Origin of the sequence: Mesorhizobium norvegicum (assembly GCF_004919685.1) — a bacterium.
Lineage (GTDB): Bacteria > Pseudomonadota > Alphaproteobacteria > Rhizobiales > Rhizobiaceae > Mesorhizobium > Mesorhizobium norvegicum.
Window position 1 is genome coordinate 1 of record NZ_SMYZ01000019.1, and the last position, 21,685, is coordinate 21,685.

Here is a 21,685-nt window from a genome sequence, read left to right on the forward strand (position 1 = left end):
AACTCATCTGCTTACGACATTGCTTCCAAAAACGTTGCGAAACGGCAAGAGAGCGGTTATACAGACCGCGAATTTCCCATTTTGGTGGCTCTAAACCACCGCCCGCGCGGGAACGCGGGCGAACGAGAAGGATTTTTAAATGGCCAATACGCTGCTGATGCCCAAGGCGACCGCCGTCTGGCTGGTTGACAACACCGCGCTTTCTTTCGAGCAGATTGCGCAGTTCTGCGGGCTGCATCCGCTCGAGGTCAAGGCGATCGCCGACGGCGAATCGGCGCAAGGCATCAAGGGCATGGACCCGATCATGACCGGTCAGCTGACCCGCGACGAGATCGCGCGTGCCGAGAAGGACTCGAACCAGCGCCTGAAGCTTTCCGACCCCAAGGTCCGGGTGCCCGAATCCAAGCGCAAGGGGCCGCGCTACACGCCGCTGTCGAAGCGTCAGGACCGGCCGAATGCCATTCTCTGGCTGGTGCGCAACCATCCCGAGCTCAAGGACGCACAGATCTCACGCCTCGTCGGCACCACCAAGTCGACGATCGAGCAGATTCGCGAACGTAAGCACTGGAACTCGGCCAATCTGCAGCCGATGGACCCGGTGACGCTGGGGCTTTCCTCGCAGATCGACCTCGACATGGAAGTCAACCGCGCCTCGCGCGGTCGCGAACAGGCGCAGCCGGTCGGTGACACGCTGCTGCCGGCGGCCTTGACCGAGCGGCTGGTGCCGGCTCCGGAGAAGCCGAAGGACGAGGATGCCGAACTCGACGCCAACGCCGTGTTCGCCAAGCTCTCGGCCTTGAAGTCGAAGAACACGGACAACGACGACGACGAGTAAGATTGTCCGGCATTCCAACAAAAAGCCCGCTTCGAGCGGGCTTTTTTGTGGGGTGCGCCAGGTCTCAGGTCCGCGCCGCGCGATCCGGTGCCATGCCATAATCCTCGCTGCGCTCCACCGCCCGGTAGAAGTCGGCAAGCTGCTTGCCGCGCTCCGGTTTGAAGATGCGGCCGGCGATGACCACGGAGGCGATGCGATCGATGCGGAAGGCGCGAAAATCGTCGCGCATCTCGCACCAGGCGACCAGCGTCCACACCTTGCCCCAGAACCACAGGCCAAGCGGGCGGATATCGCGGGCGGTGCCGCGGCCGGCCTCGTCCGAATAGTCGATGGTCAGCACCTGGCGCTTTTCGACCGCGCGCTCGATCAGGTCGATCGCCTCGCGGGCGGCGTCGCTGACCACCCACATCGGCGTGTGGATCTCGGTGCGGGCGATGCGGTCTTTTTCGGCATCGGGCAGCACGGCGCCGATCTTGACGAGCGCCTCTTCGGCGGCGCGCGCCATGGCAGCACCGCCAAAGGCGCGCACCATGCGGGCACCGGCAACCAGCGCAACGATCTCGTCACGCGTGAACATCAGTGGCGGAAGGTCGAAACCCTCCCTCATCATGTAGCCAACGCCGGCCTCGCCGTCGATCGGCACCCCTGTCGACTGCAGGTCGGCAATGTCGCGGTAGATGGTTCGCTCGGAAACCTCGAGCCACGTGCCGAGCTTCTGGGCAGTGACCAAACGGCCACCGCGCAGATGCTGCACGATCTGGAAGAGCCTGTCGGCGCGGCGCATCGTATGGTCCCTCGGCGTTGTTTCTATGCATGTCGCCCCGCAGAACACTTTTGGGCGGTGCGCATCGTGTTTTTGCGCATACCGTTATCCCAAAACCGCAGAACGCTTCTGGGTGGCATGCATCATGGTTTCAGCCCTTCGCGCTTGCGCTGCGCGGCGACGAACTCCGCGCCGAAGGACAGTTTTCTCGTGGTCGGCGTCTTCGTGTCGAGCACGCGCCAGAAGGGCGCCACGTCGCTCGGCGTCATGCCGCGCTCGAGATCCTCGTTGGCGGCCTCCGCCACAGTGCGCAGATGATAGCCTGTTGTGACCGGGCATGTCACTTCGGCGCCGTGCTCGATGGCAAGTGCGGTACGCAGCGCGCGCACATCCATCTCGACGCCTTCCGGAATCGAGCGGATGAAATCATCGACCTGACGCGCTGTCGGCACCAGCATAGGCTGACCCTCGATAACATCGGCCATCGTGCGCGGCGTCGGCTTCACGCCGTTGATGCCTGGTGTGTTCAGTCTGTCGTTCCAACTCTTCATCGATCGTCCTTTCGACCGCCGATGCACAGTGTCCGAGGCTTGCACCATTGCACGCCCCTCCTGACAGCATACTGTCAGGAGGCTTCAGGATACTCCTTGGCGAACAGGGTCCGCATCTGCGCGAGATCACTGCCTCTTTCGGGATAGAGCGTCTTCAGGAAGGCAAGCGCGAAAGTGCCTGGCGCCGAGCCTGGCGCGGAAACAATTTTGCCGTCAGCCACGGCATACGGCACATCCTGGTAGTTGCTGTCGCCGGCATAGCCGGCTTCATGACCGTTGATCCAGTCACGGCCATTGCTGGTGTGTTTGGCTTTCTCGAACAGGCCGGCGCGGGCCAGTGCCAGCGTCCCGGCGCAAATGCCGCCGACCACGCCGCCGCGCGATGCAACAGCGTTGAGCAGATCGGCAGCATCCGGCGGTGCCTTGCCTGCCCACTCGTCGGAGCCGATGACGGCGATGGCGTCGAGATCGGTGTTCTCATCCGCCTCGGTCGAACGATCAGGCGTCAGTCGGAAGCCACTGATGCCGGTCACCGGCTTGCGATCAGGCGTCAGCGACACGGCACGGGCGCCGAACCATTCAACCGCCGAGGCCGCCAGCAGCCCATATTCCCAGTCGGCAAAGCCTTCGATGAAAAGAAAGCCGATTGTCTTCTGTTCAGGCATAAGCTCGCTCCATCCCTCGCGCGCCGGACTTGTTATCTGGGCGTTGACGCGCCCACATCCAACCGCGCGTCGAAAATTTCGTCTCAATTGCCGCGAAGGCGACGGTCGGCATACATGTCCGGCCAGCCGATATCCTTGCGAATGTCCGCCGGCAGCGAGTTCATGAACCGCTGGGTGCGGATTTCGTTGCGTATCGTGCGGATCTTGCCGACATAATGCTGTACGCCGCGCAGAATGGTGGAACCGTTCATGGCTAGTCTCCTCTTTTTGATGGAGACACTATCGCACACCCCTCCTGACAGCAGTCTGTCAGGAGGATGGCAGGGCGGCGACGATAATTCCGACCGGTGCATTTGCCAGGAGGGGGGTCCTTCTTTCCAGACGTCAAACCGTGGATGACGCAGGCTTGCCACATTCCGATTGTTCACCGCAACGACCCTGGTCAAGGCGCTATTGTTCATCATCCGGCGACGGACCGTCCGGATACGCGGCCTTCAGCGACGTGGCCGCAGTTCTGATATGAAGGGAGAAAATTCTTCCCCAAAACCAGGGAGACGACCATGAGCCTGCAACTGACAGGAATCCACCATCTCACCGCCATCACCGCCAATGCGCCTGGCAATCTTCATTTCTATACGAGGGTGCTGGGCCTGCGGCTGGTCAAGAAGACGGTGAACCAGGACGATACCTCGGCCTACCACCTCTTCTATGCCGACGGCGAAGCCACACCGGGCACCGACCTCACCTTCTTCGACTGGCCGGTAGGACGTGAGCGGCGCGGCACCCACAGCATTGCGCGGACCAGCCTCAGGGTCGGCAGCCGGGAGAGCCTTGCCTGGTGGAAGCAGCACCTGGCAGACGAAGGTATTGTGACAGGAGAGATCGCCGACATCGGCGGTTATGCGTCACTGGATTTCGAAGACCCCGAGGGCCAGCGTCTGCGCCTGGTCAGCGATGGCGGCAAGGGCGGCAGCCATCCCTGGGCGCAAAGTCCGGTACCGGTTGAGCATCAGATTCGCGGGCTCGGGCCGATCGTCATCAGCGTTCCCGACATCACCAACACCGAGGCGGTGGTGACCAAGGTGATGAACATGCGCAAGGCCCGCGACTATGCCTCGCCGGAAGGCCAGGTGCACGTCTTCGAAATGGGCGAGGGCGGGCCGGCGGCGGAGTTGCATGTCCTGGTGCAGCCGGGACTGGCGCCGGCACGGCAAGGGGCGGGTGCGGTTCACCATGTCGCCTTCAGGGCGCCGGACCAGGAGACGCTGCATCAATGGACGGCGCGGCTGGCCGAGTTCCGGCTGCCGTCGAGCGGCGAGGTCGAGCGCTATTATTTCCGCTCGCTCTATTTCCGCGAGCCGAACGGCATCCTGTTCGAGATCGCCACCGACGGGCCGGGGTTCACCGCCGACGAGCCGCTGGAAACGCTGGGTGAGAGCCTGGCCCTGCCGCCGTTCCTCGAACCGAAGCGCGCTTCGATCGAGGCCGGTCTCAAGCCGCTGAAGTAGATCGCGCGTCGGTCAAAGGCGGGCGCCGCGTTCCGGTTCGGGATCGCGGCGCCCATTCTTTCTCAGGCAACGAACTTTCCCAGGCAACGAAGGACGTGCTTTGACAGCCGGCCGCGTTGCTGGTCAAAGGCGGCATGTCGAAACTCCTCGCGCTCGTCATTGTTGGCATCATGGTCATTCAGCTGATCAAGCCGCTCGGCTGGCCGGGGCTGAAACGGCGTAGTGACTTCTGGAAACTGGCGCTGCTGGCGATGGCCGCGATTTCGATAACAGCCGTGCTTGGACACTGGGCGTAGGCCCACACCGGGCAAAGCGGTCCGTGCCGGCCCTTTAGCTGGCGAGCACCAGGTCGACGAGATGCTCCGCCCAGGCGCGATAACCCGCTTCCGAGGCGTGAAATCCGTCGGAGGCAAAGCCGGCCTCGGGATTTGTGATCGGCAGGCGCGGCGCCGGCACCGCACCGCGCTCCAGGCAAAGGCGTTCGCCCATCCGGTTCATTTCGGTGGCGCGGATTTCGAGGATCTTTCCGAGCAGCGGCGGCATCGCCGGCGCCCGCGTGAACTCCAGCACCGGCGACCACATCACACGCGCTTCTGGCCATTTGGCGCGCAGGCCATAGAGCAGCCCGCCGAACTCCTTCTTGAAGCGCGGCACGGAGTGAAAATTCTTGGTGTCGTTGGTGCCGATGGCCAGCACGATATGCGTCCATGGATCGGCCGACAGATTGGGCAGGACATGGTCGCGGATCTGGCCCGACGTCGCCGAATTGAAGCCGGCGGCGCGCCAGCGCACGGCGCGGCCTGTACTTTGTGAAATCAGCACCGCGAGTTGCGCGGCAAGCCCATCTTCCGAATTGCCGATGCCGACCGAAGCGGCCGAGGAATCGCCCAGCACCAGAAGCGAGATCGCTGGCGCCTTGCCTGATATTTCGTGCATGACCGGCCCCTGCGCCGGCAGCATGCGCGTGGTGCGGCGTCGCACGCCGAGGCCTTGCCAGATATAGACCGGGAAGGCGAGCCAGGTGAGGAGGGCGAGAAGGCGCTGCATGCGCACCCTTTAGCGCATGTTGCGCCCGACGTGAACGACCGGTTGTCGTGCTAGTCGCAGCAGGTCTCCTGTGCTCCAGACCTGTCGCCGTATTCATCATGCAACCGCACCCAGTCCATCAGGCCCTGATAGGGGCCGGTTTCGTTGCGGCCCTTCGGCGTCATGTCGAGATAGTCATACGTGCCGATCAGCGCCTCGCCGCCGCGGGCGCGCGACATGAATGTGAGGAAGAGGTCGCCGGTCTCGTCCCTGTAGAAAACACTGGTGCCGGGAAGCTCCTTCGACGTCCGGGGACGGGTCTCGAAATTGTAAGTGGTGTCGCCGGCAGCGATCTGCCTGTCGGTGAAGGAGACCTGCATGTCGAAGTTGAAATCCGAGGCATAGGACGACACCCAGTCGAACTTCCAGCCCATGCGTTGCTTGTAAGGCAGAAGTTCCGCCAGCGGCGCGCGCGAAACCACGACCAGCGACACGTCGTGATGCCTGAGATGCTGATTGGCGCCGTCGATATGGTCGGCAAGGAATGAGCAGCCCTCGCAATGATTTACGCAGCCCGGCCCGAACATGAAGTGATAGACGATCAGCTGGCTGTTGCCGGCAAACAGGTCGACCAGTTTGTTTGGTCCCTGCTCGGTCTCGAAGACATAGTCCTTCCTGACCTTCAGCCAGGGCAGTTCACGCCGCTCAGCCGCGATCCGCTCGCGAAGCCGCGTCAGTTCCTTCTCGCGGGCCAGGTGTGCCTTGTGCGCCTGGAACCAGTCTTCGCGCGAAACGATCTTGTTGCGATGCATGAACCTCTCCCTGTCTGTCACCCCAAGGACGTTTGGGATGGGCGCAACCCGACATCGCCGGCGTTTGTTTGAGCATGCTCTTTTCCGAAAACCGGATTCCACTTTTCGGGATCATGCTCCAGCGCCGCAAAGGAGATAAGGACGGGGAGGCTCCGTCCCAAGCCCGGCAAAGCCGTAAAAGAAAAACCCGGGCGCAGCGGCCCGGGTTTAAAGGAAGACGAAAAAGCTGTGATCAGGCGGCCTGTTCCAGGCTTGCCTTCCATTTTCCAAGCGCCGCCAGATGGTTCATATGGGCTCGATGGGTGAAGGCGGCCTGGCCGGCGGCGACGTTCGAGGCCTTGCCGCTCCAGGCTTTCTGAGGTGCGGCCTGCAGCGCGCGGCCATAGGAGAAGGTGAGCTTCCACGGGTGCGGCCCGATGGCGTTGATGGCGTTCAGATTGGCGGTCGCCTCCTCGTCCCCCTGGCCGCCGGAGAGGAAGGCGATGCCCGGCACCGCTGCCGGCACGGTCTCGCGGAACAATTTTATGGTCTTTTCCGCGACCTCTTCCGGGCTGCTCACCTTGCCCGATTTCCTGCCGGCCAGCACCATATTGGGCTTCAGGATGGTGCCTTCGAGCACGACGCGCGCCGCGTGGAGTTCGTCATACAGCTTGATCAGCGTTGCCTTCGAGATGTCGTAGCAGGTGTCGATGTCGTGGGCGCCGTCCATCAGCACTTCCGGCTCGACGATCGGCACGATACCGGCCTCCTGGCAAAGGGCGGCATAGCGGGCGAGCGCATGGGCGTTCGAGCTGATCGAATTGGCCGAGGGCACGCCCTTGGCCTGGTCGATGTCGATCACCGCGCGCCATTTGGCGAAGCGGGCGCCGAGCTTGTAATAGTCGGCAAGGCGCTCGCGCAGGCCATCGAGACCCTCGGTGATGGTGTCGCCGGGAAAACCGGCCAGAGGCTTGGCGCCGGCATCGACCTTGATGCCGGGGATGGCGCCGGCCGCCTTGATGATGTCGACCAGCGGCGTGCCGTCGGCGGCCTTCTGGCGGATCGTTTCGTCGTAGAGGATGACGCCGGAAATGTAGCGGGTCATTGCCTCCCTGGCGCGGAACATCATCTCGCGGTAGTCGCGGCGGCTGTCGGCGGTCGATTCGACGCCGATGACGTCGAAGCGCTTCTTGATGGTACCGGAACTTTCGTCGGCGGCCAGCAGGCCCTTGCCGTCGGCGACGATCGCGGCGGCAATGTCTTCGAGACGTTCGCTCATTCTGCTTCTCCTCAAGGGGTTCGTTCCGCGCTTAACGGAAGTCTACCGCCAAAGGAATGGCATCGGAAAGCTCGAATCGATTGAAAGCCTCGGGCGCCCTTGTTCGCTCTCCGAGTGTTGATCGCCTCAGCGCCTCAGCGCTTCAGCACATCGACGCCGGGCAGCGGCTTGCCTTCCATCCATTCCAGGAAAGCGCCGCCGGCGGTCGAGACATAGGTGAAGTCGTCGGCAACACCGGCATGGTTGAGCGCCGCCACCGTATCGCCGCCGCCGGCGACCGAGACCAGCTTGCCTTCCTTGGTGCGCGCCGCCGCGTGCTTGGCCGCCGCCACCGTCGCATGGTCGAAGGGCGCGATCTCGAAGGCGCCGAGCGGGCCGTTCCAGACCAGTGTCGCGGCGCGGTCGATCCATTCGCCGATGGTCGTTACGGTTTTAGCGCCGACATCGAGGATCATGCCGTCGGCCGGCACGTCGGAGATGGCGACGGTCTCGCAGGCCGCGCCCGCCTTGAACTCCCTGGCGACGACGCCGTCGACCGGCAAGATGATGGCGCAGCCGGCCTCTGCCGCCTCGATCATGATCTGCTTGGCGGTGTTGGCGAGATCATGCTCGCACAGCGATTTGCCGACATCGGTGCCGCGCGCGGCGAGGAAGGTGTTGGCCATGCCGCCGCCGATGACGAGTGCGTCGACCTTCTTCACCAGGTTCATCAGCAGGTCGATCTTGGTCGAGACCTTGGCGCCGCCGACAATGGCGACGACCGGACGAACCGGTTTTCCCAGACCCTTCTCCAGCGCTTCGAGTTCGGCCTGCATGGTGCGACCGGCAAAGGCCGGCAACAGATGCGCCAGACCTTCTGTCGAAGAATGCGCGCGGTGCGCGGCCGAGAAGGCGTCGTTGACGAAGATATCGCCATTGGCGGCGAGCTTTTCGGTGAAGGCCGGATCGTTCTTCTCCTCGGCCTTGTAGAAGCGGGTGTTTTCGAGCAGCAGCACATCGCCCTTGTTCATAGCGGCGATGGCGCTCGCCGCTGTGTCGTCGACGCAGTCGGAGGCAAAACCGACGGGGCGGCCGAGCACCTGCGCCGCCGCTTTGGCAATCGGCTCCAGCGAGAATTCCGGCGAGGGGCCATCCTTGGGCCGTCCGAAATGGGCAAGCAGGATGACCTTGGCGCCCTTGCCGGACAGTTCGGCGATGGTCGGCGCAATGCGTTCGATGCGGGTGGCGTCGGTGACCTTGCCGTCCGCGACAGGCACATTGAGGTCGACGCGCACCAGCACGCGCTTGCCGCTGATGTTGCCGATATCGTCGAGGGTCTTGAAGGCAGCCATGCTGGTTCCTTTTCGCGAAAATCGGGGGGAACATACCCCGAGCCAACGATGATGCAAGGCTTAGGCCGGGTTCGAAACGAAATTTTGAAGGCGGTACGATTCTGTGCCGATGGGCGGATGAAGGGCAGCACCCACAATCGAAGTTGTCAGTTTTCGGTTGCTGCCTTTTCCGGCGCGGGCTCCGGGGCCGATTTCTCGCCCGCGTGCGACTCCGCCAATTGCGTTTCAGTCGGCTTGCGCCAGTTGCGGATGAAGGCGGAGAGACGGTCGCCGATTTCGCCGGCGCTTAGGAAAACCGGCACCCGCGCCACCGGCGCTGTCGGCTCGAAGGAAAGGCCGAGGCCTGTGATCTTGCCCTTGTCGTCGACGTCGCGAACGATCAGCTCGATCGGGCCGAGCAGCACGCGGTCGGCATATTCTGCATGACCGCCGAGCCGCGCAGTGACCAGCGCGCCGACGGTCAGTTTTTGCTCCGCTTCGGTCAGGCCCGGCGTATAGGCCGCTTCCAGTTCGGCAGCGGAGCGCGCGGGGTCGACGGCGAAAGCCCCGAAGAAATCGGCATCCTCGGGGTCGACCACGGCGCGGCTGGCAAACAGCTTGTCGAGCAGGCGCGGATAGCGGTCCGGCACGAAGATGTAGACTTGGTCGCCGGCGGCGAGCCGGCCCATGTCCTGGAAGCGCATCGAGCGGCCGTCGCGCAGCACCAGCGAGGGCCGTGCCCAGCGCGGGATGCGCTCGCCGCGCGCCACCGGGCTGCCGTGTGCGACGCGATAGGCGAGAAGCTCGTGATGGGCGGAGCCCGGCAGTTCCAGCTCGACCTTGTCCAACGGGCCAAGGCGCGCCGGCACGATGAGGCCGAGGCGGCGCGCCAGCGGTCCGACTGTCCAGCCCTGGATGACCAGCGACACCAGAACTATGATGAAGGCGGTGTTGAAGATGACACGGCCGTTTTCCAGCCCGCCGAGCAGCGGGGTGATGGCGAGCAGGATCGACACCGCGCCGCGCAGGCCGACCCAGGAGACGAAGGCGACCTCGGGACGCGGCAGACGGAACGGGATCAGGCAGAGCCAGACGGCGACCGGCCGCGCCACGAACATCAGGAACAGGCCGAGCAGCACCGCCGGCACCATGATCGCCGGAAACTGCGACGGTGTCGCGAACAGGCCGAGGATCAGGAACATGATGATTTGCGCCAGCCACGACATGCCGTCCTGGAAACGCTTGAGGATGGTGACGGCGCGGATGTCGGAATTGCCTGATATGAGGCCGGCGATATAGACCGCCAGGAAGCCCGAGCCGCCGATGGCGCCGGCGGCGGCAAACACCATCAGCGACAAGGTGAGCACGAAGATCGGCAGCAGGCCGTGGTCGAGATTGAGCCGGTCGACGAGGCGCACGATGGCGAGGCCGCCGAGCACGCCGACGATGGCGCCGAGGCTCATGTTGAGGAGGAAGCCGAGGAACAGGCTGGTGACCAGGACATTGGTCTCGGGGTTTGCGTGGGCGGCGATGATCTCGACCAGCGTGATGGTCAGGAAGATGGCGATCGGGTCGTTGGTGCCGGATTCCACCTCAAGCGTCGAGCGCACGCGTTCGCGCAGGTTGATCTCGCCGGCGCGCAGCAGGAAGAACACGGCGGCCGCATCGGTGGAGGCGACGGCAGCGCCGAGCAGGAAGGATTCCAGCCAGGTGAGGTCGAGCAGATAGTGGGCGGCGGCACCGAACAGGCCGGTGGTGACAAGCACGCCGAAGGTCGCCAGCGACAAAGCCGGGCCCGCTGCCTGCCGCAAGGCATTGAGCGGCGTGCCGAAACCGGAATCGAACAGGATGACGGCCAGCGCCAGTGAGCCGGCAAAATAGGCGATGCGGGCATTGTCGAACTGGATGCCGAGACCGTCGGTTCCGGTGGCCAGGCCGATGCAGAGAAACAGGAGCAGAAGAGGGGCGCCGAAGCGGAAGGCGATCAGGCTCGAAAACGCGGCGGCGACGACAAGCGCTGTGCCGACCAGCGTGACGAGATAGATCGCATGCTCCATCCTGAAATCAGCCCCTCAAATTCGTCTGTCTCCTGCTTTACGAGAGAGTGGGGCGAAGACGTGACCAGTGCAAGGCGGCAGGGTGGCTTTTTGACCTATGCCGCTGATTTTCGGATGTTTTGGCGCTCGGGACACAAATCGGCAAGGCGCAAGCCGCCCTCATGAAAAACGCCCGGACAAAGCCGGGCGTTCCAGGTTTCGAAAAGAGAGCTTTGCGATCAGGCGATGGTCTTGCCGAAGGCGACCGCGGTATCGCCCATGCGGTTGGAGAAACCCCATTCATTGTCGTACCAGGACAGCACCGAAACGAAGTTGCCGTCCATCACCTTGGTCTGGTCGAGCGCCATGATCGAGGACCGCGGATCGTGGTTGAAATCGATCGACACATTCGGGTGATGGGTGACGCCGAGGATGCCCTTGAGCTTGCCGTTGGACGCGGCGATCACCGCGTCGTTGATTTCCTGCACGGTCGTCGCACGCTTGGCGATGAACTTGAAGTCGACGACCGAGACGTTCGGGGTCGGCACGCGGATAGAGATGCCGTCGAGCTTGCCCTTGAGGTCGGGCAGGACCAGGCCGATCGCCTTGGCGGCACCGGTCGAGGTCGGAATCTGCGACAAGGCGGCGGCGCGGGCGCGGTAAAGATCCTTGTGCATCGTGTCCAGCGTCGGCTGGTCGCCGGTGTAGGAATGGATCGTCGTCATCATGCCCTTTTCGATGCCGACCGTCTCGTGCAGCACGGCAGCCAGCGGCGCCAGGCAGTTGGTGGTGCACGACGCATTCGAGATGACGATGTGGTCCTTGGTCAGCTGGTCGTGGTTGATGCCGTAAACGACGGTGAGGTCGGCGCCTTCGGCTGGGGCCGAGACGATGACGCGCTTGGCGCCGGCGGTCAGATGGGAAGCTGCCTTGTCGCGGGCGGTGAAAATGCCGGTGCATTCGAGCGCGATGTCGATGCCGAGTTCCTTCCACGGCAGCTGCGTCGGATCCTTGATCGCGGTGACCTTGAACGTTTCCTTGCCGACCGTGATCTGGTCGCCGGAAACCGAGACTTCATGCGGGAAGCGGCCATGCACGCTGTCATAGCGCAGCAGGTGTGCGTTGGTCTCGACCGGGCCGAGGTCGTTGACGGCGACGACGTCGATGTCCTTGCGGCCGGATTCATGGATGGCGCGCAGGATGTTGCGGCCGATGCGGCCGAATCCGTTGATGGCAACTCTGACGGTCATTATTCTCTCCCTGGGAGCTGTAGGGCAGACGATGGGTCCGCAGTTTCATAGCGGCGGAAGCGGAAAGAATCCAGCCGCAGCGAGGTGGATTTAAATCGATTAGGTTAGGCCAGTCCGGCAAAATCGCTTTGCGCGATTTCGCCGGGTCACTTTGTTTCGTGCATGTCGTTATCCCAAAACCGCGATACACTTTTGGGCGACATGCACAGGCCCTACTTGGTGTGCAGGCGGGTTTCCGCCGCCTTGGCCGCGGCTTCGGCGGTGATGCCGAAATGCGGATAGAGCTGCTCGATCGTGCCCGAGGCGCCAAAGCCGGTCATGCCGACGAAGATGCCGTCGGAGCCGATGAATTGATCCCAGCCCTGGCGGATGCCGGCTTCGATGGCGACCTTCACCTTCGCGTTGCCGATCGTCTTCTTGCGGTAGTCGTCGCTCTGCTTGTCGAACAGTTCGAAGCAGGGCACCGAGACGACGCGGGTCGGGTGGCCATGCTTCTCCAGCAGGTCGCGGGCGCCGAGCGCGATCTCGACCTCGGAGCCGGTGGCGAAGATCGTCACCGCAGCCTCGCCGCTGGCGGCGGCCAGCTCATAGGCGCCCTGGCTGCTCAGGTTCTTGGCCGAGTGCTCGGTGCGCACCGTGGGCAGGTTCTGGCGGGTCAGCGCCAGGGTCGACGGCGTCTTCTCGGATTCGAGTGCGATCTGCCAGCATTCGGCGGTTTCGACCGCGTCGGCCGGACGGAAGACATTGTGGTTGGGAATGGCGCGCAGTGCCGCCAGATGCTCGACCGGCTGGTGGGTCGGGCCGTCTTCGCCCAGACCGATGGAATCATGGGTCATGACGAAGATCGAGCGGATGCCCATCAGCGAGGAAAGCCGCATCGCCGGACGGGCATAGTCGGAGAAGCACAGGAAGGTGCCGCCATAGGCGATGAGGCCGCCATGCAGCGTCAGGCCGTTGATCGCGGCGGCCATGCCGTGCTCGCGGATGCCGTAGTGGACATAGCGCTGGCCATAGTCGTCAGGCGTGATGTTCTTGGTCTGGCTGGTCTTGGTGTTGTTGGAGCCGGTCAGGTCGGCGGAGCCGCCGATGGTCTCGGGCACGGCACCGTTGATGACTTCCAGCGCCATCTCGGATGATTTGCGGGTGGCGACCTTCGGCTTGTCGGCCGAGAGCTTCTTCTTGTAATCGGCGATGACGGCGTCGAAATCGGACGGCAACTTGCCACTGAGGCGGCGTTCGAACTCAGCCTTCAGCTTTGCGTCGGCCTTGGCCAGGCGGCCTTCCCAGTCGGTGCGCGCCTTGACGCCGGCCTTGCCGGCAGTGCGCCAGGCGTCGAGAATGTCGGCCGGAATCTCGAAGGGCGGCGACTCCCAGTTGAAGAACTTCCGCGCGCCGGCGATCTCGTCGGCGCCGAGCGGCGAACCGTGCGCCTTGTTGGTGCCGGCCTTGGTCGGCGCGCCGAAGCCGATGGTCGTCTTGCAGGCGATCATCGTCGGCTTGTCGGAGTGGCGGGCGGCTTCGATGGCATAGGCGATCGCTTCCGGATCGGTGCCGTCGATGTGGCTGGCATTCCAGCCCGAGGCTTGGAAGCGGGCGACCTGATCGGTGTTGTCGGACAGCGAGACCGGACCATCGATCGAAATGTTGTTGTTGTCCCAGAAGACGATCAGCTTGTTGAGCTTGAGGTGGCCGGCAAGCGCGATGGCTTCCTGGGACACACCTTCCATCAGGCAGCCGTCGCCGGCCAGCACATAGGTGTAGTGGTCGACGAGATCATTGCCGAAGGCGGCGTTCATGATGCGCTCGCCGAGCGCGAAGCCGACCGAATTGGCCAGACCCTGGCCGAGCGGGCCGGTCGTCGTCTCGATGCCGGTGGCATGGCCGTATTCGGGATGGCCGGCGGTCTTCGAGCCCAACTGGCGGAAATGCTTGATCTGGTCGATGGTCATGTCTTCGTAGCCGGTCAGATACAGCAGCGAATAGAGCAGCATCGAACCATGGCCGGCCGACAGGATGAAGCGGTCGCGGTCGGCCCAGTGCGAGGCCTTGGGATCATATTTCAGGAAGCGCGTGAACAGCACCGTGGCGATGTCGGCGCAGCCCATGGGCAGGCCGGGATGGCCGGAATTTGCCTTCTCGACGGCATCCATGGAGAGAAAGCGGATCGCATTGGCCATCCGGTCATGTTGTTCACGCGACGTCATGGTTCCTCCAGAAGTGGGGGTTTGGGGGCTTGGGAGAGCCCTGAAAAGGGTGCGCGACACATAGCAGGCGCGGGCTTTTAGTCAACAAATCGGGTGCACATTTGCCGGCCTTGTGATGCCGGCGGCGGGCCTACATTAGCGTTAGCAGGGGACAGTCGCGAGAGCTTTGTTGACGTTGCCTTCACCCGGTGCCTAATGTTTCCCGGATAACGCGTTCTGAACGCGAACGATTCGGTGATGGGCAGGGCACAGGACGAAGCCATGACCGGGGAAGCCACACTCAAGGAAGTCATCGCCAGGCTGGGCAAGGCCATCGAGGGGCTGGAAAACGCCGTCGCGGCCAAGCTTGAGCATGAGCGCGATTATTCGGAAGCCGAGGCCGAAGTGCAGCGGATGAATGCCGATCGCTCCCGGCTGGCGCAGGAACTCGACAATTCCGAAGCGCGCGCCGAACGGCTGGAAGACGCCAACAAGGAAGTGTCGCGACGGCTGGTGACCGCCATGGAAACCATCCGCGCTGTGTTGGACAGGTAGGGGGCTGGACAGGTAGGCTCATGGCTCAAGTCACGGTTTCCATCGACGGCAAACAGTATCGGATGGCCTGCGACGAAGGTCAGGAAGACCATCTGATCGACCTTGCCGAACGTTTCGACCGCTATGTCTCGCATCTGAAGGACTCCTTTGGCGAGATCGGCGACCAGCGGCTGACCGTGATGGCCGGCATCATGGTGATGGACGAACTCTCGGAGCTGCAGAAACGCGTCAAGGGCATGGAAAGCGAAGTGCTGACCTTGCGCAAGACGCGCGACGATGCGCTGATCAAGGCCGACAAGAACGACAACGTGCTGACCAACGCGCTTGGCGCGCTGGCACAGCGCATGGAAGACCTGACAGCGACGCTGGCGGTCAACAAGACCTGACGCGGCGCGGTTCCTCCGCCCAGCCAAAGGGCTTTCCTGCGCTTTTGGCTCGACGGCAGCATAAAAATGCTCGCTCCACCGCCGACAAGAGTTTGATATTATCTCGCGGTCACGATTTTTGCGCTAAGATGCGGCAATGCCGGAGCGTGGACGCCGTGATGGCGGCATGGTTTGCCGCCCCTCGCTCCTAGAGCAGTCCACCGTTTCACGGAAACGGCGAACCGCTCTAACTCTTTGTTCTGACGCAATTCCGGGCGGAAAACCGTCTTACACTTTTCCTGGAATTGCTCTAACGGAATCTGTTGCAGGGGAGATGTGCCATGAGCCTTCGTATCAACGACGTTGCGCCGGACTTCAGCGCCGAGACAACGCAAGGGACGATCAAATTCCATGAATGGATCGGTGACGGCTGGGCGATCCTGTTCAGCCACCCGAAGAATTTCACGCCGGTCTGCACGACCGAGCTTGGCACGATGGCCGGGCTCGAAGGCGAGTTCAGGAAGCGTAACGTCAAGATCATCGGCATTTCCGTCGATCCGGTCGCGAGCCATGACAAGTGGCAGGCCGACATCAAGACGGCGACCGGCCACACGGTGAACTACCCGCTGATCGGCGACAAGGACCTCAAGGTCGCCAAGCTCTACGACATGCTGCCAGGCGGCGCCGGCGAGACATCGGAGGGCCGCACGCCCGCCGACAACGCCACGGTGCGCTCGGTCTATGTCATCGGACCGGACAAGAAGATCAAGCTGGTGCTGACCTACCCGATGACCACGGGCCGCAACTTCGACGAGATCCTGCGCGCGGTCGATTCCATGCAGCTGACTGCCAAGCATCAGGTGGCGACGCCGGCAAACTGGAAGCAGGGCGAGGACGTCATCATCACCGCCGCCGTTTCCAACGAGGATGCGATCAAGCGCTTCGGCGCCTACGAGACCATCCTGCCTTATCTGCGGAAGACCAAGCAGCCATCCGCCTGACCCCAGGTGCTTCGGAACAGTTTTTGGCTTTCTTGCCACTGTCAGCCAAGTGGTACTTGACGGAGGTGTCCGAGTGGAGAAACATACTCCTCTCGGACGCCGTCAGAGAAAATCATTCCTGCCGGCTAAGGAGTGGTGGGGAAGCCGAAATTGGACGTAGCTTTGGCCAGACCGCAGGTCAGCGGCTTCTATGACAAGTCGACAGGGGCCATCCAGTATGTCGTCGTCGATCAGGCGACGAAGCGCTGCGCCATCATCGATCCGGTCCTCGATTTCGATGAGAGATCCGGCGCCACGGCAACGACGAATGCCGACGTCCTGCTCGATTTCATCCGGGAAAACGGGCTGGAGCTGGAGTGGATCCTCGACACCCATCCGCATGCCGACCATTTCTCGGCAGCTCACTACCTGAGAGAGAAGACCGGCGCGCCGACAGCGATCGGCGACAGGGTCGTAGACGTCCAGAAACTGTGGAAGGCGATCTACAACTGGCCGGATTTTCCCGCCGACGGTTCGCAGTGGGACAGGCTGTTTGGTGAAGGCGAAACCTTCCAGGTCGGCGCCCTTCCGGTCAAGGTGCTGTTCTCGCCCGGGCACACGCTGGCCTCGATCACCTATGTGATCGGTGATGCCGCCTTTATCCACGATACGCTGTTCATGCCCGACAGCGGCACGGCGAGAGCGGACTTTCCCGGCGGCAGCGCGGCGCGGCTGTGGCGCTCGATCCAGGACATTCTGGCGTTGCCGGACGAGACGCGCGTCTTCGTCGGCCATGACTATCAGGCCGGCGACCGCGAGCCGCTATGGGAAAGCACGGTCGCCACACAGAAGGCGACCAACACCCATCTTGCCGCCGCCCGCAGCGAGGCCGAGTTCGTCGCCCTGCGTGAGGCTCGCGACAGGACGCTGCCGATGCCGCGGCTGATCCTGCATGCGCTGCAGGTCAACATGAATGGCGGGAGGCTGCCGGAACCCGAGGCGAATGGCCGGCGGTACCTGAAGTTTCCGCTGGATGGGCTTTGAGGGGCATTTTTTGTGGCGGGCGCGGCCGGTGAAACTGCCGATCTCCCCACCTGCGGGGGAGATGCCCGGCAGGGCAGAGGGGGGTGCTGCCCCTCCGACCTGTCAGCTAATTGTGGCTGTGCCTTCGAACTGGTTCCGGCTCTAACTCTTTGTTTTGAGCAGTTCCGGACGGAAAACCGTTTCACACTTTTCCTGGAATTGCTCTGGGACTGAACTCGAAAGTTGGCGATCCTTCACACCCCCCNNCCGCAAGGGGGGAGATTGGCTGTCGCCCTCGTTTTCGCCAATTGCCAGCGTCGACGTTGGACACAAAAAAGGGCGGCGCCAGTTTCCTGGCGCCGCCCTTTTGTTTCATTGCCTTAGCCGGCTTTACGCCGCCGGCTGTGCCTCGATGGTGCGCAGCGCCTGGGTCTGGCGCTTGGCGGCGGCCTTGACCGCATCCTGCACCTTCTCGAAGGCGCGCACCTCGATCTGGCGCACGCGTTCGCGGCTGATATCGAACTCGGACGACAGCTCTTCCAGCGTCAGCGGCTCCTCGGCGAGGCGACGGGCCTCGAAGATGCGCCGCTCGCGCTCGTTGAGCACGGCAAGAGCGCCCGACAGCATGCCGCGCCGGTTTTCCAGCTCGTCCTGCTCGATCAGCATCTCTTCCTGGCTTTCGTGGTCGTCGACCAGCCAGTCCTGCCATTCGCCGGATTCGCCTTCGCTCGCCCGGATCGGGGCATTGAGCGAGGCGTCGCCGGACAGGCGGCGGTTCATCGACACCACTTCGGCTTCGGAAACGTTCAGCCTGGTGGCGATCTCGGCGATCTGGTCGGGCTTCAAGTCGCCGTCGTCCAGCGCCTGGATCTTGCCCTTCACCTTGCGCAGGTTGAAGAACAGGCGCTTCTGGTTGGCGGTCGTGCCCATCTTGACCAGGCTCCACGAGCGCAGGATGTACTCCTGGATCGAGGCCTTGATCCACCACATGGCATAGGTCGCGAGGCGGAAGCCGCGCTCGGGTTCGAATTTCTTGACGGCCTGCATCAGGCCGACATTGCCTTCCGAGATCACTTCGCCGATCGGCAGGCCATAGCCGCGATAGCCCATGGCGATCTTGGCGACGAGCCTGAGGTGGCTGGTGACGAGCTTGTGCGCAGCGGAGGTGTCTTCATGCTCGGCGTAACGCTTGGCGAGCATGTACTCTTCCTGCGGCTGCAGCATGGGAAAGCGACGGATTTCTTCCAGGTAGCGGCTGAGGCCGCCTTCGCCGGAAACGATACTGGGTAATGACTGGGCCATGATAGCGCCCCCTCTCTATTGGAGTGATGCCCCCGAAACGCGGCGGGCATGTGACGCGAGCACCAAAAGGCTCGCCCGCGACATCGGATCTTATACAGGAACAAAACCAGAAAAGACAGGCATTTGTTCAACACGAAACAGTGTGTCACGCTGAAGTGAACAATGCCGCTCAGGTTTTTCTGTGGCAGGTTCAGAGCTTGCGGAAACCGCCTACGAGTTCCTCCATGTCCCCCGGTATAGGCGCTTCGAACCTCATCGTTAGATGGGTAGTGGGGTGGCGAAATGCAAGGAGCCAGGCATGCAAAGCTTGCCGGGAAAATGCCTTGACCTGACTTTTCAGCGGTTCGGGCAGCCGGTTGGCCTTGGTGCGGAAGGCCTGGCCATAATCGGGGTCGCCGATCACCGGATGTCCGATATGCGCCATGTGGACGCGGATCTGGTGGGTGCGGCCGGTCTCCAGCCGGCACTCGACCAGGCTGGCCGTGGCGAACTCCTGCTGGTTCTCGCCGAAGCGCTCCTGCATGGCGAAGTGGGTGATCGCATGGCGGGCATCGTCGCGTCCTTCCGGCACCACGGCACGGCGCACCCGGTCGGCGGCGCGGCCGAGCGGCGCGTCGACTCTTCCGGTCGGCCTCTGCGGTATGCCCCAGACCAGCGCCAAATAGGCGCGTTCGAGATCGCCGGTCAGGCCGTGATCGGCGAAGGCTTCGGACAGCGACTTGTGGGCGCGGTCGGTCTTGGCGACGACCATGACGCCGCTGGTCTCCTTGTCGAGGCGGTGCACGATGCCCGGCCGGCGCACACCGCCGATGCCGGAAAGGCTGTCGCCGCAGTGATGGATCAGCGCGTTGACCAGCGTGCCGGTCCAGTTGCCGGAGCCGGGGTGAACGACAAGCCCCGCCGGCTTGTTGATGACGATCAGCTCGTCATCCTCATAGAGCACATCGAGCGCGATGTTCTCGCCCTGTGGTGCCGCCGGCTCCGGCTCCGGCATGACAACCGATACGCTTTCGCCTGGCGTCATCTTGCGCTTGGTTTCGTCGACAGGCTTGCCGTCGACCGAGACCGCGCCTTGCCTGATCAGCATCTGCACGCGGCTGCGCGACATGTCCGGGCCGAGGCTCGCCGCCAGCCACTGGTCGAGGCGCAGACCGGCCGCATCCGAGCCTGCCACCAGCACGGCGGGCTGCATGAACTGGTCCTCTATCAATTCGGGGGCCTCTTCGCTATGAGCGCTCATTGAAAAACCGTTCCGGATTATTTGCCATGGCCAGCCCAATTGCCGAGGAAGACCAGGAAAAGCCGCTCGACCCTGAGATCGACAAGGTACGCGGCAAGCTCATCCGCTTCATGGCCATCAACCTCGGCCTGCTTTTGCTGGCTCTTATGGTGGTGATCGCGGCGATTGTCTACAAATCCCGCAAAGCATCTCCCGAGAGCCCGCCACTGGCCGGCGACATCCAGACACCCGCCGGCGAACCGGTCAGCGGCGACATCGTGCTGCCGGTCGGCGCCAGGGTGGTCAGCCAGTCGCTGTCCGGCAATCGCCTCTCGATCGACGCCGAGCTTGCCGACGGCAGCCGCACGATCTTCGTCTACGACATCGCCGAGCGCCGTCTGATCGGCCGTTTTGCGATCCGCAACAAATGAGCGGTCAGCAAGCAATGAACAAGCCTCAGGCATGACCGGGTTCGCCGAACACCGCCGTGTCGCGACCGTGGCCCTGGTCGTCGCCAGCTATGACGAGGCGATTGCCTGGTATGTCGAGCGGCTGGGCTTCCTGCTCATCGAGGATGTCGATCTCGGCGGCGGCAAGCGCTGGGTTACTGTGGCGCCGGCCAACGGGCAAGGCGCCAGGCTGCTGCTGGCCGAGGCTTCCGACGAGGCACAAAGCAAAAGCATCGGCAACCAGACCGGCGGGCGTGTCTTCCTGTTCCTCGAAACCGACGACTTTGCCCGCGACCATGCGGCGATGCTGGAAAAGGGCGTCGAATTTCGCGAGGCGCCGCGCTTCGAGCCCTATGGTGCGGTGGCGGTTTTCGCCGATCTGCACGGCAATCTCTGGGACCTGATCGAGCCGAAACGGTAGCACCGGAGCCGACTTTTCCCCGATAAGGGAAAGCGGCCGACCCCCAGTTGCTTTTTCCCAGCGCTCAGCCTATATCGCCGGTTCTTGAACGCGCCCATCGTCTAGCGGTCAGGACACCGCCCTCTCACGGCGGGAACAGGGGTTCGATTCCCCTTGGGCGTACCAGGGATTCCGACAAATTTGCAGGATGCCATCGATTTCGTTTTCCGAAGTCGTTGACCTTCGCAGGGTGAACAGTGATCCGCCGACGCGACGCGGAAAGCTTCCTTGATCATCGGGCGATTGACCCTCGACCCAAGCACGCGTTTCAACAGGTCCAACTCGGAGGGCTGAAAAATACCAGCCTCAGTTGCCTTCCGTCGAATTGGCGTGTGGCACGCCCGGCCGCTCAGCATATGGCCGCAGCCTCGAAACCCCCAATGGCACCTGCGGCTCCAGCCTTCATTTCATTTGTCTGGCAAATGTTAACGGACCCGCAACCGAGAACCTTAACCGCACTGCAACTCATAGCAATATATTAGTGATAGCTTTAGTAATGCCAGGAGGTTGGAAATGCAGAAAATAGTCTCCCGTTTCGCTCGGGACGAGTCTGGCGCCACCGCGATCGAGTATGGTCTAATCGCGGCTCTTATCGCGCTGGCGATCATCACCGGCGCCGGTGCGCTTGGCAATTCGCTCAACGGGATGTTCACGAACATCGGTACTACGGTCAACAGCAGCGGGTCGTAAATCGGTACATCTACTCGGTCGGCCCACGGCCGATTCGTCGACTTCGGGTAGACTGCGCGCGCCGGCTTCATCCTAGCCATGGCCATCGGCGAGGCGTGCCGCAAATCCTCATGGCTGCGCAAGTGCCTGGAACGGCACCAACATTGGTCGGCAAGGCGCTTGCCCCAGGCTTCCGCGATCACACCATAGGCTAACGCGATCACACAGTTCACAATGCAACTACAAGCGGTCGATTCCTTCAGGGATGTAGCCACTCCAAAAGCCCGCCGCAGGTCGCTCCTGTGGCGGGTTTTTCATTTGATCAGGGACCAGGTTTTCGGGCCACGGCGCACGGCGTCAGCGCCCCTTCTTCACCTTCAGTGCGATCTCTTCGATCTGCGCTTAACGCCGTCCAGGACCATCGCCTGTTCAAGCGCGCCTCTGCTTCTACCTTGCTCTTGGTGGC

The 21,685-nt window shown here is 62.9% G+C and carries 24 protein-coding genes and 1 tRNA gene; 12 read left to right on the top strand and 13 right to left on the bottom strand.

Annotation, left to right across the window (positions count from 1 at the left end; translation table 11 throughout):
• Window positions 1-189: hypothetical protein (locus tag FCU66_RS41635; RefSeq protein WP_206077134.1), on the top strand; the 189-nt coding region annotated here is incomplete at its 5' end.
• Window positions 140-835 carry a DUF1013 domain-containing protein gene (locus FCU66_RS07020; RefSeq protein WP_056586700.1) on the top strand — a complete coding sequence of 232 codons (696 nt, stop codon included), beginning with the start codon at window positions 140-142 and terminating at the stop codon, window positions 833-835. The genes FCU66_RS41635 and FCU66_RS07020, both read left to right, overlap by 50 nt.
• Window positions 836-899: 64 nt before the next feature.
• Here the strand turns inward: FCU66_RS07020 and FCU66_RS07025 are convergent, their stop codons facing one another.
• The 4 genes from FCU66_RS07025 to FCU66_RS07040 form a co-directional block, all read right to left on the bottom strand.
• Window positions 900-1,619, bottom strand: coding sequence for a helix-turn-helix transcriptional regulator (locus tag FCU66_RS07025; protein WP_136618819.1), 720 nt, complete (start codon window positions 1,617-1,619; stop codon window positions 900-902).
• A 122-nt stretch (window positions 1,620-1,741) separates the two neighbouring features.
• Window positions 1,742-2,149, bottom strand: a complete 408-nt coding sequence (locus tag FCU66_RS07030; RefSeq protein WP_136618820.1) for a hypothetical protein — start codon at window positions 2,147-2,149, stop codon at window positions 1,742-1,744.
• Window positions 2,150-2,223: 74 nt separating this feature from the next.
• Window positions 2,224-2,814, bottom strand: a complete 591-nt coding sequence (locus FCU66_RS07035; RefSeq protein WP_136618821.1) for a DJ-1/PfpI family protein — start codon at window positions 2,812-2,814, stop codon at window positions 2,224-2,226.
• Between the two features lie 83 nt (window positions 2,815-2,897).
• Window positions 2,898-3,065: a hypothetical protein gene (locus tag FCU66_RS07040; RefSeq protein WP_136618822.1), complete on the bottom strand. Its 168-nt coding sequence runs from the start codon at window positions 3,063-3,065 to the stop codon at window positions 2,898-2,900.
• A gap of 309 nt (window positions 3,066-3,374) precedes the next feature.
• On the opposite strand from FCU66_RS07040, the gene FCU66_RS07045 reads away from it, so the two are divergent.
• Both FCU66_RS07045 and FCU66_RS07050 read left to right on the top strand, forming a co-directional pair.
• Entirely contained in the window at window positions 3,375-4,322 is a 948-nt protein-coding gene (locus FCU66_RS07045) for a ring-cleaving dioxygenase (RefSeq protein ID WP_136618823.1), read from the top strand.
• A 134-nt stretch (window positions 4,323-4,456) separates the two neighbouring features.
• Window positions 4,457-4,618: a hypothetical protein gene (locus tag FCU66_RS07050; RefSeq protein WP_023757423.1), complete on the top strand. Its 162-nt coding sequence runs from the start codon at window positions 4,457-4,459 to the stop codon at window positions 4,616-4,618.
• Between the two features lie 34 nt (window positions 4,619-4,652).
• Here FCU66_RS07050 and FCU66_RS07055 read toward each other — a convergent pair whose 3' ends face one another.
• From FCU66_RS07055 to tkt, 7 genes are all read right to left on the bottom strand, one after another.
• Entirely contained in the window at window positions 4,653-5,369 is a 717-nt protein-coding gene (locus tag FCU66_RS07055) for an SGNH/GDSL hydrolase family protein (protein WP_136618824.1), read from the bottom strand.
• 50 nt (window positions 5,370-5,419) lie between these two features.
• Window positions 5,420-6,160: a DUF899 domain-containing protein gene (locus FCU66_RS07060; protein ID WP_136618825.1), complete on the bottom strand. Its 741-nt coding sequence runs from the start codon at window positions 6,158-6,160 to the stop codon at window positions 5,420-5,422.
• Window positions 6,161-6,392: 232 nt separating this feature from the next.
• On the bottom strand, window positions 6,393-7,418 hold the full coding sequence (locus FCU66_RS07065; protein ID WP_136618826.1) for a class I fructose-bisphosphate aldolase: 1,026 nt from the start codon (window positions 7,416-7,418) through the stop codon (window positions 6,393-6,395).
• A gap of 134 nt (window positions 7,419-7,552) precedes the next feature.
• Complete coding sequence (locus tag FCU66_RS07070; protein WP_136618827.1) at window positions 7,553-8,749, bottom strand: phosphoglycerate kinase; 1,197 nt, start codon at window positions 8,747-8,749, stop codon at window positions 7,553-7,555.
• 146 nt (window positions 8,750-8,895) lie between these two features.
• Complete coding sequence (locus tag FCU66_RS07075) at window positions 8,896-10,785, bottom strand: potassium/proton antiporter (protein WP_136618828.1); 1,890 nt, start codon at window positions 10,783-10,785, stop codon at window positions 8,896-8,898.
• A 218-nt stretch (window positions 10,786-11,003) separates the two neighbouring features.
• Window positions 11,004-12,014, bottom strand: coding sequence for a type I glyceraldehyde-3-phosphate dehydrogenase (gene gap / locus FCU66_RS07080; protein ID WP_136618829.1), 1,011 nt, complete (start codon window positions 12,012-12,014; stop codon window positions 11,004-11,006).
• 212 nt (window positions 12,015-12,226) lie between these two features.
• Window positions 12,227-14,218 carry a transketolase gene (gene tkt / locus FCU66_RS07085; RefSeq protein WP_136618830.1) on the bottom strand — a complete coding sequence of 664 codons (1,992 nt, stop codon included), beginning with the start codon at window positions 14,216-14,218 and terminating at the stop codon, window positions 12,227-12,229.
• A 261-nt stretch (window positions 14,219-14,479) separates the two neighbouring features.
• On the opposite strand from tkt, the gene FCU66_RS07090 reads away from it, so the two are divergent.
• From FCU66_RS07090 to FCU66_RS07110, 4 genes are all read left to right on the top strand, one after another.
• A complete protein-coding gene (locus FCU66_RS07090; RefSeq protein WP_013529251.1) occupies window positions 14,480-14,752 on the top strand; it encodes a DUF4164 domain-containing protein in 273 nt (90 codons plus the stop codon).
• A gap of 20 nt (window positions 14,753-14,772) precedes the next feature.
• On the top strand, window positions 14,773-15,138 hold the full coding sequence (locus FCU66_RS07095; protein ID WP_136618831.1) for a cell division protein ZapA: 366 nt from the start codon (window positions 14,773-14,775) through the stop codon (window positions 15,136-15,138).
• Between the two features lie 320 nt (window positions 15,139-15,458).
• Window positions 15,459-16,118 (top strand): peroxiredoxin, encoded by a 660-nt coding sequence (locus FCU66_RS07105; protein ID WP_136618833.1) that lies wholly within the window; start codon window positions 15,459-15,461, stop codon window positions 16,116-16,118.
• Between the two features lie 162 nt (window positions 16,119-16,280).
• Window positions 16,281-17,141: an MBL fold metallo-hydrolase gene (locus FCU66_RS07110; protein ID WP_246093818.1), complete on the top strand. Its 861-nt coding sequence runs from the start codon at window positions 16,281-16,283 to the stop codon at window positions 17,139-17,141.
• A gap of 369 nt (window positions 17,142-17,510) precedes the next feature.
• On the opposite strand, the gene rpoH is transcribed toward FCU66_RS07110, so the two are convergent.
• A complete protein-coding gene (gene rpoH, locus FCU66_RS07120; protein ID WP_013529255.1) occupies window positions 17,511-18,422 on the bottom strand; it encodes an RNA polymerase sigma factor RpoH in 912 nt (303 codons plus the stop codon).
• A gap of 190 nt (window positions 18,423-18,612) precedes the next feature.
• A complete protein-coding gene (locus FCU66_RS07125) occupies window positions 18,613-19,662 on the bottom strand; it encodes an RluA family pseudouridine synthase (RefSeq protein ID WP_136618836.1) in 1,050 nt (349 codons plus the stop codon).
• A gap of 26 nt (window positions 19,663-19,688) precedes the next feature.
• On the opposite strand from FCU66_RS07125, the gene FCU66_RS07130 reads away from it, so the two are divergent.
• From FCU66_RS07130 to FCU66_RS07145, 4 genes are all read left to right on the top strand, one after another.
• Entirely contained in the window at window positions 19,689-20,072 is a 384-nt protein-coding gene (locus FCU66_RS07130; RefSeq protein WP_136618837.1) for a fimbrial protein, read from the top strand.
• Between the two features lie 31 nt (window positions 20,073-20,103).
• A complete protein-coding gene (locus tag FCU66_RS07135; protein WP_136618838.1) occupies window positions 20,104-20,511 on the top strand; it encodes a VOC family protein in 408 nt (135 codons plus the stop codon).
• A 90-nt stretch (window positions 20,512-20,601) separates the two neighbouring features.
• Window positions 20,602-20,676, top strand: a tRNA-Glu gene (locus tag FCU66_RS07140).
• 387 nt (window positions 20,677-21,063) lie between these two features.
• A complete protein-coding gene (locus tag FCU66_RS07145) occupies window positions 21,064-21,240 on the top strand; it encodes a Flp family type IVb pilin (RefSeq protein WP_136618839.1) in 177 nt (58 codons plus the stop codon).
• Window positions 21,241-21,685 lie beyond the last annotated feature (445 nt).